The following is a 16,028-nucleotide window of genomic DNA, read 5'->3' on the forward strand; positions in this document are numbered from 1 at the left end:
GAAGGGGGTAATGTCTTGCTTGTTTCTCTGACGGCTATTTTACTTTTATTGATAGGTCTTGGACTGGGTGCCGCAGGCATCTACCTTGTCACGCTGGGCGGCAGCTGGTTTTTCGTCATCGCTGCCATTGGCTTTCTTCTGACGGGCTTTTTCCTCCTCAAGAGAAGCGCAATTGCGCTTTGGATTTACGCGCTCGTCATTCTCGGCGCACTTGGCTGGGCTGTGTCTGAAGTCGGCTTCGACTGGTGGGGCCTTGGTTCAACAGGCGGCGTTATCGTTCTGCTTGGTCTATGGCTACTCACGCCATGGATCAGAAAACCACTCAATGGTGGCGGTTTGCCACTGACCATTGCCACACTGGCGGCTTTGGTGGTCGCCGGTTATTCGATGACGCAGGATCCGTGGAATATTTCGGGCGACCTGCCCACCGAAAAGGTGGTTTCATCACCTGATTTGGGTGGCAATGTGCCGGATGGCGAGTGGCATCAATATGGCCGTACGCCTTATGGCCAGCGCTATTCGCCCCTCACACAAATAACGCCGGAAAATGTTTCCAAGCTGCAAGTTGCCTGGCAATATCAAACCGGCGATGTGAAGCAGCCACAGGATGTGGGCGAAACCACCTATCAGGTGACACCGCTGAAAATTGGCGATTCCCTTTACCTCTGCACGCCGCACAACTGGGCGATTGCGCTGGATGCGGCAACCGGCAAGGAAAAGTGGAAATTCGATCCCAAGGTCGGCTTCAATACGGACCGTCAGCACCAGACCTGCCGCGGTGTGAGCCACTGGAAAGATTCGACCGCAGCCGCCGGTGCCAAATGTTCCGAACGCGTTTATCTGCCGACTTCGGATGCGCGCCTGATTGCGCTTGATACGCAGACGGGTGAAATTTGCACCGATTTTGCCAATGGCGGCACGCTCGATCTTGGTCAGGGCATGAAATATAATCCGGCCGGCTATTATTATTCGACCTCGCCGCCGGCAGTCGTTGGTGACAAGATTATCGTCGGCGGTGCGGTCAATGATAATTATTCGACCGAAGAACAGTCGGGCGTTATCCGCGCCTTCGATATTCGCACCGGTGATCTCTTATGGAATTGGGATTCGGGCAATCCTGATGTTACGACGCCTTTGCCGGAAGGCCAGTACTACACGACGAACTCGCCCAACAGCTGGTCAGTTTTCAGCGTCGATGAAGGGCTTGGCCTGATCTTCATTCCGCTGGGCAATCAGGTTCCTGATCAGCTTGGCATGGATCGCAGCGATCATGTTGAGAAATACTCGTCGTCTATTGTCGCCCTTGATGTGAATACGGGACAAGTCAAGTGGGTGCGCCAGACGGTTCACCACGATCTTTGGGATATGGACGTTCCTGCTCAGCCGGTTCTGCTGGAGATCAACGGTGTACCGGCACTGGTTGGTCCAACCAAGCAGGGCGATATTTATGTGCTGGACCGCCGAACGGGTGAGCCAATCATCCCGATCAGCGAGATTGCAGCACCAACAGGCGCGATTCCGGAAGATCATACATCCCCAACGCAGCCGATCTCTGATCTGACATTCAGCCCGGCACCGCTTACAGAAAGCAGCATGTGGGGCGTGACCCTGTTTGATCAGCTGGCATGCCGCATTGCTTTCCGCCAGCATTTCTATGAAGGCCGTTACACGCCGCCTTCACTGAAGGGCACCATTGTCTATCCGGGCAATTTCGGTGTCTTCAACTGGGGCAGCGTTGCGGTCGATCCTGTGCGTCAGGTTATGTTCGGTATGCCGACTTATCTGGCCTTTACCTCAAAGCTCGTCCCACGTGCGGATGTTCCGCCACGCGGTCAGGATGAGAAGGGCAGCGAACAGGGTCTGAACCGCAATGACGGCGCACCTTATGGCGTCTTTATGGGGCCATTCGTCAGCCCGCTGGGCATTCCGTGCCAGACACCGCCATGGGGCTTTGTTGCGGGGGTTGATCTGCGCACCGGCAAAATTGCCTATAAGCACCGCAATGGGACAATCGAGGATATGGCGCCTGTTCCTCTGCCGCTTAAAGTTGGTGTTCCCGGTATTGGTGGCCCGATGATTACGGCTGGTGGCGTGGTGTTCCTTGGTGCAGCCGTGGATGACTATCTGCGTGCTTATGATCTCACCAATGGCAAGGTGCTTTGGGAAGCACGCCTGCCTGCGGGTGGTCAGTCAACACCAATGACCTATACCGTTGATGATGAGCAATATGTGCTGATGGTTGCCGGTGGTCATGGTTCGGTGGGCACGAAGCCCGGCGATTATGTGATCGCTTACAAGCTGCCGAAATAACACCGCTTATCAAACGAAAACGCCGGTATTTCCCGGCGTTTTTTCGTTCAAAGCTTTCCGTGCAGCAGTTCACCTTTTCGTGGCATTTTTCGGTGGGACTGTTCGGCGTTGCTGTTGGCCAGCTCCTGAATGATCGGGCAGTCGGGGCGATTATCCCCATGGCAGTTATGCGCGAGGTGACGCAACGTGTTGGCCATGTCCTGAAGCTGGCGCATCTTGGCCTCCAGTTCTTCAACATGAATAAGCGCAACCTTCTTCACATCCGATGATGCACGATTGCGATCCCGCCAGAGCGCGAGCAGTGCTTTGATCTGATCGACCTGAAATCCGAGATCACGGCTTGAGCGAATAAAGCGCAGCGTTTCGACATCTTTTTGCGTGTAGACGCGATAGCCGGAACTGGTCCGATCGGCGGCGTCGATCAGTCCGATGGCTTCATAATGGCGGATCATTTTCGCCGATATGCCCGATGCGGTGGCTGCCTGTCCGATATTCATCCCGTTCCTCGCCGCTTATAGAGCATTTCCTGTTTTGATTGAATTATTGGAAATGCTTTCTCTTTGCCAGCATATAGGAACGCTTACTCGCTATTTATAGATCTAACCCGGAATTTGTCCCATACGTTTTGCAAGCAGACGTTCAAGCGCCTGAAAGCCATCGAAAATCAAAATAGCAAGCGCGGCCACCACCAGACCGCCTTGCATAATGAAAGCCAGATTGTTGGAAATTAGCCCGGCGATGATGACTTCGCCGAGCGTCTTTGCTGCGACCGTGGAGCCGATTGTGGCGGTTGCAAGTCCGATCACCGCAGACAGCCTGATGCCGCCCAGAATGACCGGTGTTGCAAGGGGCAATTCCACTTTTACAAGGCGCTGCATGCTGGTCATTCCCATGCCGCGGGCAGCTTCGACCACGGGCGCGGGTAGGGTGGTCAAACCTGTGAGCGTATTCTCAAAAATTGGCAACATCCCATAAAGAAACAGGGCGATAAGTGTTGGCTTATCGCCAAAACCAAACACCGGAACGGCAAGGGCGAGCACGGCAACAGGCGGAAAGGTCTGCCCGATATTCACAAGGCTTCGTGAAAGCGGAAGAAACTCCGCACCCGATGCACGCGTAACCCCGATTGCCATTGCAGTGGCGATGAGCGCTGAAGCACATGTTGCAGCGGCGACAAGCCCAAGATGCTGCAATGTCAGGGTCAGCAGACTTGCGCGCTCATAAATGACCGGTGCGCCTTCATTGACAAGCGGACGCAACAGCGGTTCGAACATATGCGGATGCAAAAGAAACAGCAACAACACGACAAAAAGCAGCAGGCGCGGCGCGAGATACACAAGAAACTTCATCTGGGACGCTCGGCCTGATGCAGAAGTGTTTCCAGCGTCACGCGGCCCAGAGACCTGCCGTCATGATCGTGAACCGGCAGCGCTTTACGCCCTGACCAAAGCAGCTCCGCCAGTGCATCGCGCAGCGACGCTGTGACGGGAAAGGCTGCGCCTGTGGCGTCTCCCGGTTGCAGCACCGTTTTAAGGTCGGTTAATGACAAAAGCCGGAACGGGCGTTCACCGGTGCCGACCAGACGCTCCACGAATTCGCTTGTCGGATGTGCGAGGATTTCCGCCGGTGCGCCATATTGCAGCAACTTTCCATCGTCCATCACCGCAATACTGTCGCCAAGCGAAATCGCTTCCTCCATATCATGCGTAACCAGCAGGATGGTCGTGCCAAGACGTTTTTGGATGGCTTTGAGATCTTCCTGTGCCTTCAACCTGACAATGGGATCAAGTGCTCCGAAAGGTTCGTCCATCAGCAGAATATTCGGGCTTGCTGCAAGGGCGCGGGCCACCCCGACACGCTGCGCCTGCCCGCCTGAAAGCTCATGCGGATAACGGTCGCGATAATCTTGCGGCGCAAGCTGGAATAATTCGAGCAATTCATCGACACGGGCTTCTATACGGCTTTTTGACCAGCCTAAAAGAACAGGAACCGTGGCGATGTTTTCGGCGACGCTGCGATGGGGGAAGAGCCCATGTTGCTGGATGACATAACCGATACGCCGCCGCAGTTCATAGCCTGGCACATCGTGAATAGTTTGGCCGTCAATGCGGATTTCGCCATGTGTTGGCTCCTCCAGCCGGTTGACCATGCGCAGCAAGGTTGTTTTGCCCGAGCCGGACGTTCCGACAATCGCTGCAATGCTGTGCGGCTTGATCATGAAGCTGACGCTGTCAACGGCTGCCCGTCCGTTATAAAGCTTGGTAATGCGGTCAAACTCGATCATGCGGTTTTCTCTTTTTGGGCAATGTCTATGATGGTATCGAGAATGACACCCGCAGCAAAGGCCAGCAGAACGGTGGGGAGCGCGCCCAAAAGCACGAGATCCATGGCGTTCTGTCCAATGCCTTGAAACACGAAAACGCCAAAACCGCCGCCGCCGATCAATGCAGCAATGGTGGTCAGTCCGATATTCTGAATCATCACGATGCGAATGCCAGTCAGAATGACCGGAAAAGCCAGAGGCATTTCGGTTTTAAAAAGGCTTTGCAACCGCGTCATGCCCATGCCGCGCGCCGCATCGGTGATGGGTGCAGGAACATTGGTCAGGCCTGTCACGGTATTGGCAACAATTGGCAGCAGCGAATAAAGAAACAGCGCAACAAAGGCTGGCGCGGCACCAATGCCGCGAATGCCAAGGCTGGCCGCCCACGGAAACTGCATTGCAAACCAGCCAAGCGGAGCGATCAACAGCCCGAAAAGCGCCATGGACGGGATTGTCTGCACGATGTTGAGACTGTTGAGAACATATGCGCGCAATCTGGGCAGGCGATAGCAGACGAGACCGAGGGGGACGCCGATCACGGTTGCGGCAATAAGCGATCCCAGGGCCAGTTCCACATGTCGGCGCGCTTCGTTCCAGAAACTCTGTGCCCGGCTTTGATATTCCTTCATAAAGGAAATGTTGTCCCAGAGCGTAGACGATAACAGCAACCCCAAGAGCACGGTTGCAAAAAGCAGCAGCCCGATGCGGGCGAGCGGTTGCATCTGCAAGCGCACCAGACTGTCAGCCACATAAAGCCCAGCCATGAAAAGCAAAAGCCAGAAGCCTGAGGCGGGCGAAACACGGGCATAGGCGTTGCCCTCCGGCATGAGGTGGGACGCCGCACTTCCCAGCGCCACAAGCAAACATGCAAGGGCAATGCTGCTTGCGGCAAGCCTGAGAAGCCGGGTGTTGACAAACAGCGCAATCATCAGGCTTGCTACAAGGACCGCGAGAAGCACCGCGCTCACTGAACTTGGCAAGGCATCCAACAGGAAGCGTGCCTCTCCCTGCACAATACGGTTTGGACGCAATGTCGCAAAAGGCAGCAGCACTCCGCCCATGCCCAAGACCGCGAAAACCAGTCCGAGTTTGTCAATCAAACGTTTTTCAGTCCCGTGCGATGGGCGGTGATGTGTGATTGTGTCTGACAAGAATTCGCTGCCCTGTCAGCTTAGTTGATAAAGCCGTTTTTCTTGAGAAAGTCTTCAGCAACGGCCTTTGCCGGCTCCCCGCCAAGCTGGACACGACCATTGAGGTCCTGAAGTGTGGTGAGGTCGAGTTTCTCAAAGACCGGCTTCAACAAAGCTTCAATTTCGGGATTCTTCTTAAGGACGTCTTCGCGAATAATCGGCGCTGGCTGATAGACTGGCTGAACGTGCTTATCATCCTCTAGCACCACCAGACCCGAAGGGGCGATGCCGCCATCGGTGCCATAAACCATAGCCGCATTTGCCCCGCTTGTCTGACTGGCTGCCGCTGAAATTGTTGCTGCCGTATCGCCGCCAGAGAGCGTAATGAGCTGATCGGGTTTAAGCGTGAATGCATAGGCCGTTTGGAATGCGGGCAAGGCCGCAGCCGAATTGACAAATTCAGACGATGCAGCAAGCACCACCTTGCCGCCATCGGCGGTGTATTTCCCGAAATCGCTCAAGCTTATCAGCTTGTTTTCGTCGGCGATATCCTTGCGAATGGCAATGCCCCAGGTGTTATTGGCAGGCGAAGGCGTAAGCCAGACAATTTTATTGGCATCATAATCAAGCTTTTTGGCTGTCTCATAAGCCTTGAGTGGATCTTTCCAGAGCGGATCATCCGCCTTGTTGAAAAAGAACGCGGCATTGCCGGTATATTCAGGATAAATATCGATTTCCCCAGCCGTTATGGCCTGACGAACAACAGGCGTGGCTCCAAGCTGGATGCGGTCCTTGGTTTCAATATTGTTGGCGTTGAGAACCGCGATGATAATATTGCCAAGCACGCCACCTTCGGTATCGATCTTGGAGGATACGACAACCTGTGCCTGCGCCACGCTCGCGAGCGCGCTTGCACCGGCTAAAAGGGCGAGTGCGAAAGCAGACCCCTTCAAAAGGCTTTGATAAAACATGTTTCTTTTCCCACTGCGCTGGTTTCATTCCATGTCGGATAAACTATGGCACGCGGGCAAAAAGAAAAGTTTATATAAAATTCCCTCCTGACAACAGTCTGGCAGGAGGGACCAATTCAAGTCAAAAGATCAGGCCGCGAAATCGTTTTGCGTGCCGTGTGCTTCGATAGCCTGCGCAAGACGTTCCAGCGCATGAACATAAGCGGCGGTTCGAAGACTGACATTATGTTGTTTCGCGTGGTTCCAGATGGCGCGTCCCTCGCGTTCCATGATGGTTTTGAGGCGTTCATGGATTTCTTCGAGCGTCCAGTAATAACCCTGACGATTCTGAACCCACTCGAAATACGAAACTGTCACGCCACCGGCGTTTGCCAGAATATCCGGCAGCACAATCGTGCCGTTCGCAGCCAGAATCTTGTCAGCCTCAGCGGTCACAGGACCATTGGCAAGTTCGACAATCAACTTGGCTTTGATGGAACCGGCATTCTCGGCATGGATCATGTTTTCCATCGCGCTTGGCACCAGAACATCGCAATCCACGGCAACCAGTTCACTGGCGGTAATGGCTTCATGCCCCCTGGTGCCAGCGGTGGAAACAACCGATTTGTTCTGTGCCTTGGCTTCCAAAAGGGCATCAAGATCAAGCCCATCAGCGCAGTAGACGGCTCCTGATGAATCCGAAACGGCAACGATCTTGTGGCCATCGCTGGCCATCAGCTTTGCAATAAACTGACCGGCGTTGCCAAAACCCTGAACCGTGACGCGAAGCTGCTTTGAGAGGCCGAGGTCATCTGCAAGATGGCGCACCAGATAAAAGCCGCCGCGTGCTGTCGCATCGTTACGACCCAGAGAACCGCCCAATGCCAGCGGCTTGCCGGTGATAACAGCGGGCGAAGACTGGCCGACGATCTGCGAATACTCGTCTGCCATCCAGCCCATAATCATTGAGTTGGTGTAAACGTCGGGTGCCGGAATATCGCGATCTGGGCCGATAATGCCGGAGAAAGCCTGAATATAGGCGCGCGACAGACGCTCCAGTTCAGCTTTCGAGAGCTGACGCGGATCAACCTGAATGGCACCCTTGCCGCCGCCATAAGGCAGGTTCATGACCGCGCATTTGAAGGTCATCCAGAAAGCGAGCGTTTCGACTTCTTCAGCGGTTGCTTCGGGATGGTAGCGAATGCCACCTTTGGTCGGTCCGCGCGTGTCGTCATAACGGCAGCGCCATGCAAGAAAGGATTTGCGCGATCCATCATCCATGCGGATCATCAACCGCACTTTCATGGTTTCGCGGGCGTATTTCAGCTTTTCGATAACATCCGGATCGATATTGATATGACTTGCAGCCTCATCAAGACGAACGAGAGCGCTTTCGAGTATATTCTCCTTAGTCATAAAATCACCTTTCTTGCTTTTATCCCTCTTTAAAGGGGTGTTTATGAGCGCTTGAGTAGCGCTTCACGCAATAAAAGAAAAGAGAAAAGGACAATATTGTTGTCCTATTAGTATGAAATCTTTTTGAAGATTTCTAATGTGGTGTCTTTTACGAAATACGAAGAACGAAAGGCCCAAAGGCCTTTTGGCGACAATGTCGCGAAATGGTGGTCATGTCGTATTTGTGTCGTCTTTTGACGCAAGTCTGCTGTCGATTTTATGCGCTACCCAATACAAATATCGTCAGAGGTTTTTCATGCGCCACAGGAGAGCATGAACCGTAAGACTGGTGGTTTGTATATGTCCCGCTTTTCGTTAGCTTCCATCGTTGGCAATGCGCTGTCCGGCAACAAGAACTGGAAACCGCAATGGCCGAATGCCGAACCCAAGGCCGAATATGATGTGATCATTGTCGGTGCTGGCGGGCATGGTCTGGGTGCAGCCTATTATCTGGCGAAAGAACACGGCATCACCAATGTTGCGGTGATTGAAAAAGGGTGGCTTGGCGGCGGCAATACTGGTCGAAACACCACCATTATCCGCTCCAACTATCTCTATGACGAGAGCGCACATCTTTACGAACATGCGATGAAACTGTGGGAAGGGCTGAGCCAGGACCTCAATTATAACGTTATGTTCTCGCAGCGCGGCGTGATGATGCTGGCGCACACCGTGCATGATGTGCAGAGCTTCAAGCGGCACATCCATTCCAACCGTCTCAATGGCATCGACAATGAATGGCTGACCAAAGAGCAGGCGAAGGAATTCTGCCCGCCGCTCGATATTTCAGCCAATGCGCGGTATCCTGTTGTTGGTGCCAGCTTGCAGCGACGCGGTGGTGTTGCCCGTCACGATGCTGTTGCATGGGGCTATGCACGCGGCGCAACTGAACGCGGCGTCGATATTATTCAGAATTGCCCGGTAACGGCTATTCGTCGCGATGCCTCTGGTCGTGTGACCGGCGTTGAAACGCCGCGCGGTTTGATCAAGGCAAAGAAGGTCGCAGTGTCGGCGGCAGGTAGCACTTCCGTCGTGATGGATACGGCCGGTGTGCGTATGCCGCTTGAAAGCTATCCGCTACAGGCGCTTGTATCCGAGCCGGTCAAGCCGATCTTCCCTTGCGTGGTCATGTCCAACACGGTCCATGCCTATATCAGCCAGTCCGACAAGGGCGAACTGGTGATTGGTTCGGGCACTGACCAGTATGTCTCTTATAGTCAGCGCGGCGGTCTGCCGTTGATCGAGCATACGCTGGCTGCCATCTGCGAAGTTTTCCCGATTTTTACCCGTATGCGCATGTTGCGCAAATGGGGTGGTATCGTTGATGTTACGCCGGATCGCTCGCCGATTATCGGCAAAACGCCGGTGCCGGGCCTTTATGTCAATTGCGGCTGGGGCACGGGCGGCTTCAAGGCGACGCCGGGTTCTGCCAATGTCTTTGCGCATACGATTGCCCGTGACGAACCGCACTGGATCAATGCACCGTTTACGCTTGAACGCTTCACCACCGGTCGCCTGATCGACGAAGCGGCTGCTGCCGCTGTGGCGCACTAAGGAATAGGGGAAACACAAAATGCTTCTTATCCGTTGCCCTTATTGCGAGATGGAACGTCCTGAACTGGAATTCGCTTATGCAGGTGAAGCGCATATCGCGCGTCCAGCCGACCCCTCGACGCTTTCCGATGATGAATGGCGTGATTTCCTGTTCACACGCTCCAATCCACGCGGCACCCATTATGAACGCTGGCGGCATATCAATGGCTGCGGTCGCTTCTTCAATGCGGTGCGTGACACGGTGAGCGACAAGTTTGTCACCACCTACAAGGCCGGTGAACCCCGTCCTGCTTTGGCAGAAACTCCGGCTGCGGAGACAAAATAATGACCGATATGCGCATTCATAACAAAGGCCGTGTCAATAAGGCCAAATCCGTACGGTTCAGCTTCAATGGCAAATCCTATGCGGGTTTTGAAGGCGACACGCTGGCCTCCGCTTTGCTTGCCAATGGCGAGCATCTGGCCGGTCGTTCATTTAAATACCACCGTCCGCGCGGTATTCTTTCCGCAGGTTCCGAAGAGCCGAATGCGCTGATGGGCGTCTCAAGAGGACCGGGTCGCTACGAGCCGAATACCCGCGCAACGGTTCTCGAACTCTATGAGGGTCTGAAGGCCGAAACGCAGAACCACTGGCCGTCGCTGAAACACGATGTCGGCGCGATCAATGATGCGCTCTACATGTTCTTCTCGGCAGGCTTTTACTACAAGACCTTCATGTGGCCGAAGAGCTTCTGGAACAAGGTCTATGAGCCTTTCATCCGTGGCGCTGCCGGTCTTGGCAAGTCGCCATCCGAACCGGACCCAGACACTTATGCCAGCCGCTATGCTTTCTGCGACGTGCTGATCGCTGGCGGTGGACCTGCCGGTCTGGCTGCCGCGCTTGAGGCCGCAAAGAGTGGTGCGAAGGTTATTCTCGTTGACGAACAGGCCGAATTTGGCGGCTCGCTTCTGTCGGAACCAGAGCCGGTCATCAATGGCCGCGCAAGCTGGGACTGGCTCAGTGAAACTATTGCGGTCCTTAAAGCCAATCCGAATGTCACGCTTTTGCCGCGCACAACTGCCATTGGCTATTATCATCAGAACATGGTCGGGCTTTGCGAGCGCCTGACCGATCATCAGGCAAAGCTCGCCACCAATGCCCCGCGTGAACGCATGTGGCGCGTGCGTGCCAAGCAGGTGGTTTTGGCGCAGGGCGCGATTGAAAAGCCGCTGGTCTTTGCGGGCAATGACCGCCCCGGCGTGATGCTGGCTTCCGCTGCCCGCACCTATCTCAACCGCTATGGCGTCAAGGTCGGCAATCAGGCGGTTGTCGTCACCTCGCATGACAGCGCATGGCTTGCAGCTTTTGATCTCGCGGTTGCAGGCGTGAAAATTCCGGCCATCATCGATGTGCGTTCAAGCGTTGCCGACAGCCTTATCAATCGTGCAAAAATGCTCGGCATTGAAACGCTCACGGGCTGGACTGTGACGGACACAGGCGGTCGCCATCGCGTATCGTCGGTGCGCGCTAATCCGGTTTCCAATGGTTCGGTCGGTGCTGCGCGCACGATTGCCTGTGATGCTCTGCTGATGTCGGGCGGCTGGAATCCGAGTGTGCATCTTTTCTCGCACACCAAAGGCTCGCTGATCTGGGACGAAGCACGTCAGATCTATCTGCCGGGCGAACGCACCGAGGAAAGCCGCTGTGCCGGTGCTGGTAATGGCAATTTCGATTTGCAGGCCGCTCTTCGTGAGGGTGCGGAAGCGGGTGCTGCCGCTGCGAAGGATGCAGGCCATAAAGCCAAGGCATCCGAATATGCGGTTGCCGGTGATTTCATCTGCGATGGCATCAGCGTGCGCGAACTGCCAACGGATCGCGATCCGGGCAAAGCCAAGGCTTTCATCGATTTCCAGAATGATGTGACCGCCAAGGATATTCGTTTGGCTGTGCGCGAAGGCTTTCACTCCATCGAACATGTCAAGCGCTATACCACCAACGGCATGGCGACCGATCAGGGCAAGACGTCGAACATCAACGGTCTGGCTGTAGCAGCCGATGCGCTCAAGCGCCCGACACCGCAGGTTGGCCTCACCACCTTCCGTCCGCCTTATACGCCGACGACCTTTGGCGCTTTCTGCGGTTACAATCGCGGCAAACTGTTTGATGTCACACGCAAGACACCGATTGATAGCTGGGCCGAACAGCATGGCGCAGCTTTCGAGCCGGTTTCGCTGTGGCGCCGCGCATGGTATTTTCCGAAAACCGGCGAAAACATGCATCAGGCCGTAGCGCGTGAATGTCGTGCTACACGTGAATCATTGGGCATGTTCGACGCTTCAACGCTCGGCAAGATCGAAGTGGTTGGCCCGGATGCGGCCGAATTCATGAACCGTATGTATACCAATCCATGGACGAAACTTGGTATCGGTCGCTGCCGTTATGGTCTGCTGCTCGGCGAAGATGGCTTCATCCGCGATGACGGTGTTGTTGGTCGTCTGACACAGGATCGTTTCCATGTGACCACCACGACCGGCGGTGCAGCTCGCGTGCTCAATATGATGGAAGATTATCTCCAGACTGAATGGCCGGACTTGAAGGTCTCGCTCACATCGACCACTGAACAGTGGGCTGTGGTCGCAATCAATGGCCCGAATGCACGTAAGCTCATTGAGCCAATGGTTGAAGGTCTGGATATTTCCGATGAAGCTTTCTCGCATATGTCGGTCGCGGAATGCAAATTCCTCGGCGTACCGGCGCGTCTGTTCCGCATGAGCTTCACCGGCGAACTCGGCTATGAAATCAACGTGCCCGCTCGTTACGGTCTTTCGCTGTGGAAGGCGCTTTATGAAGCGGGTCAGCAATATGACATTACGCCTTATGGCACCGAAACCATGCATGTTCTGCGCGCGGAAAAAGGCTATATCATTGTCGGTCAGGATACGGACGGCACGGTAACACCGGATGATGCAAGCCTTGGCTGGGCTGTTGGCAAGCAGAAACCGGATTTCGTCGGCAAGCGTTCGCTGACACGCCCCGATATGCTGAAAAAGGATCGCAAGCATCTGGTCGGCCTTCTAACCAAAGATCCAAAGCTGGTGCTCGAAGAAGGTGCACAGATTGTCGCTGATCCAAAGCAGGCCGTTCCGATGACGATGCTTGGCCATGTCACGTCGTCTTACTGGAGCGAGGCGCTGGGCCGGTCTATCGCCATGGCTGTGGTATCGGGTGGCAAGGATCGTATGGGCGAAACGCTTTATATGCCGATGCCGGATAGTAGCGTACATGAAGCAGTTGTTTCGGGCATGGTTTTCTATGATCCCGAAGGCAAGAAACTGAACGGATAAGGATTGAACCATGCTTGTTGAGACAAAACCTTATTCGAACCGCAAGGTTGTCATTCCCGGTCGTCTGGAAATCTTTGCTGCAGAAGATGCAGCCCGTTTCATTCTGCGCATTGCGCCTGAAAAACTGGGCTTGGCTGAAAAGGCGCTGGGTGCAAAAATTCCGGCAAAGATCGGCGATCTTATCCGCACGGATGATATTGCGGTCGCCTGCCTTGGGCCGGATGAATGGTTTATCTGGGCTGATGAAAGCAGAGGCGCAGCGATTACGCAGGCTTTCGCAAAGCTTTATGAAAATGAGCCGCATAGCCTGACGGAAGTCAGTCACCGTGAAACCGGCATCGATATTTCCGGTTCCAAGGCCGAATGGTTGCTCAATGCCGCTTCGCCGCTTAATCTTGCCGAGATGGGGCATCCGGGTGCTGCGCGAACAATCTTTGATCACGCCCAGATCATTTTGTTGAAATGGGATGCTGATCATTACCGCATCGAAGTGTGGAACTCGTTTGCGGATCATGTGTGGACCTTGCTGGAACTGGCCAGCAATGAAGTCTGATTGATCCCCTGTGTTACTGAAAACGCCGCCCAACCGGGCGGCGTTTTTGTATTCTGCGCTTCATTTCGGTCTTGCCTTCCATTAATCCATATGTGAAGACTATATTCACATAAGAAATTCATGAGGAGGGGATTTCCCAATGTCGGAAAGCGAACTGCCGCTGAGCGGGCTTGTCGTTGTCGATATGAGCCAGTTTCTGTCGGGGCCTTATTGTTCGTTGCGTCTGATGGATCTGGGCGCACGTGTCATCAAGATTGAACGGCCCGATGGCGGCGACCTTTCGCGCAGACTTTATCTGAGCGACACGGAAATCGGCGGCGATTCCACGATTTTTCATGCGATCAATCGCGGTAAGGACAGTCTTGCGATTGACCTCAAAAATCCTGACGATCTCAACGCGCTGAAGAAACTTCTCACACAGGCTGATGTGCTGATCCAGAACTTCCGTCCCGGTGTTATTAAGCGTCTTGGCCTTGATTACGAGGCAGCGAAAGAAATCAATCCGCGTCTCGTTTATGCATCGATCAGCGGCTATGGCGAAGAGGGCCCATGGGTCGGGCGTCCGGGACAGGACTTGCTGGCGCAGGCGCGTTCGGGCCTGATGTGGCTCAATGGTGATGAAGGGCAGGGGCCGGTCCCCTTTGGTCTGGCGGTTGCGGATATGCTGGCAGGGGCTGCGGCAGCACAAGGTATTCTCGCTGCACTGGTCCGCCGTGGCATCACCAACAAAGGTTCGCATGTCGAAACCAGCCTTCTCGAAGCACTGGTTGATTTCCAGTTTGAAGTGCTGACCACCCATTTGAACGATGGTCGTCGTCTGCCAAAGCGTTCTGAGTTCCGCAGTGCCCACGCTTATCTTTCAGCACCCTATGGGGTTTATCCGGCGTCGGACGGCTATCTGGCGATTGCCATGATGCCGATTGCGAAACTCGCACCCCTGCTTGAAACAGATACACTTACGCCTTTCATGGACGATCCGAAGACCGCATTCGCGAAGCGCGATGAAATCAAACGTCTGATTGCTGCGCGTATTGCGGAGAAAACCGTCGATGAATGGCTCGCCATTCTGGAACCGGCCGACATCTGGTGTGCCCGCGTTCTCAACTGGGAAGAACTGCTCAAAAGCGAAGGGTTTTCAACCCTCGACATGCTGCAAACAGTCACCCGTGCGGATGATGTTTCCATCACCACGACGCGTTCGCCGCTGCGCATCAATGGGCAGCGCCCGAAGGTCGCACGCGCCGCGCCGCGCATTGGCGAGAACAGCAAGCAAATTCGCGAGGAATTCGGACTATGAGCACGATTAAGCTGAAAGGCATGACCTGGAGCCACCCGCGCGGCTATGATCCGATGGTTGCGGGTGCTCAACAATGGCTTGCTGACAAGGGCGTTGAAATCGAGTGGGAAAAGCGCTCGCTACAGGATTTCGAGACCTTTCCGGTTGAGGAACTGGCGCGCAATTTCGATATGATCGTGATCGACCATCCGCATGTCGGCCAGATCACCAAAGAAGGCTGTCTGCTGCCGCTTGATGTGCCGGGGCGCGAAGCGGAACTTGCGGCGCTTGCCGATGGCTCCGTGGGCCAATCTTTTCCAAGCTATAACTGGCAAGGCCGGCAATGGGCATTTCCAGTGGATTCAGCGACACAGGTTCAGGCATGGCGTCCTGACCTGATGGATGATCCGGCCATTTCATGGGGCGAAGTGCTGCGTCTTGCCCGCGCTGGCAAGGTGCTTTTGCCCTTGCGCTCACCGCATTCGTTGATGAGCTTTTATACACTCGCCGCCAATGCCGGAACACCTTGCTCAGTGGAAGGCGAACTGATCTCTGTTGAGGATGGCTCACACGCTTTCGAACAACTGCGCGAACTGGCTTCGTTGGTTGCGCCTGAATGTCTCGGCATGGATCCGATTGCCGTGTTTGAAGAAATGGCAGCGCCGGACTCTGAAATCGCCTGCTCCCCGCTGATTTACGGCTATGTGAATTACGCCATGCCGGGCTTCCGTGACCGGCTGATCCGCTTTGCCGATATTCCATCGGGGCCGGCGGGTGTTGCGGGTTCTGCTCTGGGGGGCACGGGCATTGCCGTTTCAGCCTTCAGCAGGCATCCGCAAGCCGCGATTGATTTTGCTTACTGGATTGCAAGCGGTGACGTGCAAAAGGGGCTTTATGCTGCTTCCAACGGCCAACCGGGGCATGCGGGAGCCTGGGAAGACGATGCAGTCAATGCTGCGACGTTAGGCTTTTATCGCGACACCCGCTCGACGCTGGAAGGCGCATGGGTGCGTCCGCGTCACGATGGCTATATGCCGTTTCAGGAAGCGGCCTCCGAGCGCATCAACAAGGGCTTGCAGCAAAACGAAAAGGCGGAACATGTCGTCGCCGATCTTAACCGGCTTTTCCGCGCAAGTTTTTAATCAAAAAATAT

Annotated in this window: 13 protein-coding genes; 7 read left to right on the plus strand and 6 right to left on the minus strand. The window is 54.9% G+C overall.

Annotated elements, in window-relative coordinates; translation table 11 throughout:
- Positions 1-15 precede the first annotated feature (15 nt).
- Positions 16-2,310 carry a glucose/quinate/shikimate family membrane-bound PQQ-dependent dehydrogenase gene (locus OPR82_RS02375; RefSeq protein WP_265982792.1) on the plus strand — a complete coding sequence of 765 codons (2,295 nt, stop codon included), beginning with the start codon at positions 16-18 and terminating at the stop codon, positions 2,308-2,310.
- A 47-nt stretch (positions 2,311-2,357) separates the two neighbouring features.
- On the opposite strand, the gene cueR is transcribed toward OPR82_RS02375, so the two are convergent.
- From cueR to OPR82_RS02405, 6 genes are all read right to left on the minus strand, one after another.
- Positions 2,358-2,807, minus strand: a complete 450-nt coding sequence (gene cueR, locus OPR82_RS02380; RefSeq protein WP_265982793.1) for a Cu(I)-responsive transcriptional regulator — start codon at positions 2,805-2,807, stop codon at positions 2,358-2,360.
- A 102-nt stretch (positions 2,808-2,909) separates the two neighbouring features.
- On the minus strand, positions 2,910-3,659 hold the full coding sequence (locus OPR82_RS02385; protein WP_265982795.1) for an ABC transporter permease: 750 nt from the start codon (positions 3,657-3,659) through the stop codon (positions 2,910-2,912).
- Positions 3,656-4,594 (minus strand): ABC transporter ATP-binding protein, encoded by a 939-nt coding sequence (locus OPR82_RS02390; protein ID WP_265982796.1) that lies wholly within the window; start codon positions 4,592-4,594, stop codon positions 3,656-3,658. Before OPR82_RS02390 ends, OPR82_RS02385 begins: the two co-directional genes overlap by 4 nt.
- Positions 4,591-5,694, minus strand: a complete 1,104-nt coding sequence (locus OPR82_RS02395) for an ABC transporter permease (protein WP_265983830.1) — start codon at positions 5,692-5,694, stop codon at positions 4,591-4,593. Before OPR82_RS02395 ends, OPR82_RS02390 begins: the two co-directional genes overlap by 4 nt.
- A 110-nt stretch (positions 5,695-5,804) precedes the next feature.
- The gene (gene osmF / locus OPR82_RS02400; protein WP_265982798.1) at positions 5,805-6,734 is read right to left on the minus strand and encodes a glycine betaine ABC transporter substrate-binding protein OsmF; all 930 of its coding nucleotides are present in this window, start codon (positions 6,732-6,734) and stop codon (positions 5,805-5,807) included.
- A gap of 129 nt (positions 6,735-6,863) precedes the next feature.
- Positions 6,864-8,129 (minus strand): Glu/Leu/Phe/Val family dehydrogenase, encoded by a 1,266-nt coding sequence (locus OPR82_RS02405; RefSeq protein ID WP_265982800.1) that lies wholly within the window; start codon positions 8,127-8,129, stop codon positions 6,864-6,866.
- Positions 8,130-8,468: 339 nt separating this feature from the next.
- Here OPR82_RS02405 and OPR82_RS02410 point away from each other — a divergent pair, with 339 nt between their 5' ends.
- The 6 genes from OPR82_RS02410 (at position 8,469) to OPR82_RS02435 (ending at position 16,017) form a co-directional block, all read left to right on the plus strand.
- Complete coding sequence (locus OPR82_RS02410) at positions 8,469-9,722, plus strand: sarcosine oxidase subunit beta family protein (RefSeq protein WP_265983831.1); 1,254 nt, start codon at positions 8,469-8,471, stop codon at positions 9,720-9,722.
- Positions 9,723-9,741: 19 nt separating this feature from the next.
- On the plus strand, positions 9,742-10,047 hold the full coding sequence (locus tag OPR82_RS02415) for a sarcosine oxidase subunit delta (protein ID WP_007873390.1): 306 nt from the start codon (positions 9,742-9,744) through the stop codon (positions 10,045-10,047).
- Positions 10,047-13,046 (plus strand): sarcosine oxidase subunit alpha, encoded by a 3,000-nt coding sequence (locus tag OPR82_RS02420; RefSeq protein ID WP_265982803.1) that lies wholly within the window; start codon positions 10,047-10,049, stop codon positions 13,044-13,046. The genes OPR82_RS02415 and OPR82_RS02420 overlap by 1 nt, the downstream gene beginning before the upstream one ends.
- 10 nt (positions 13,047-13,056) lie before the next feature.
- Positions 13,057-13,599 carry a sarcosine oxidase subunit gamma gene (locus tag OPR82_RS02425; protein WP_265982804.1) on the plus strand — a complete coding sequence of 181 codons (543 nt, stop codon included), beginning with the start codon at positions 13,057-13,059 and terminating at the stop codon, positions 13,597-13,599.
- Positions 13,600-13,738: 139 nt separating this feature from the next.
- Positions 13,739-14,896 carry a CaiB/BaiF CoA transferase family protein gene (locus OPR82_RS02430; protein WP_265982805.1) on the plus strand — a complete coding sequence of 386 codons (1,158 nt, stop codon included), beginning with the start codon at positions 13,739-13,741 and terminating at the stop codon, positions 14,894-14,896.
- Positions 14,893-16,017: an extracellular solute-binding protein gene (locus tag OPR82_RS02435; protein ID WP_265982806.1), complete on the plus strand. Its 1,125-nt coding sequence runs from the start codon at positions 14,893-14,895 to the stop codon at positions 16,015-16,017. The genes OPR82_RS02430 and OPR82_RS02435 overlap by 4 nt, the downstream gene beginning before the upstream one ends.
- The last annotated feature ends 11 nt before the right edge of the window (positions 16,018-16,028 follow it).

The organism is Ochrobactrum chromiisoli (assembly GCF_026241335.1).
Lineage (GTDB): Bacteria > Pseudomonadota > Alphaproteobacteria > Rhizobiales > Rhizobiaceae > Brucella > Brucella chromiisoli.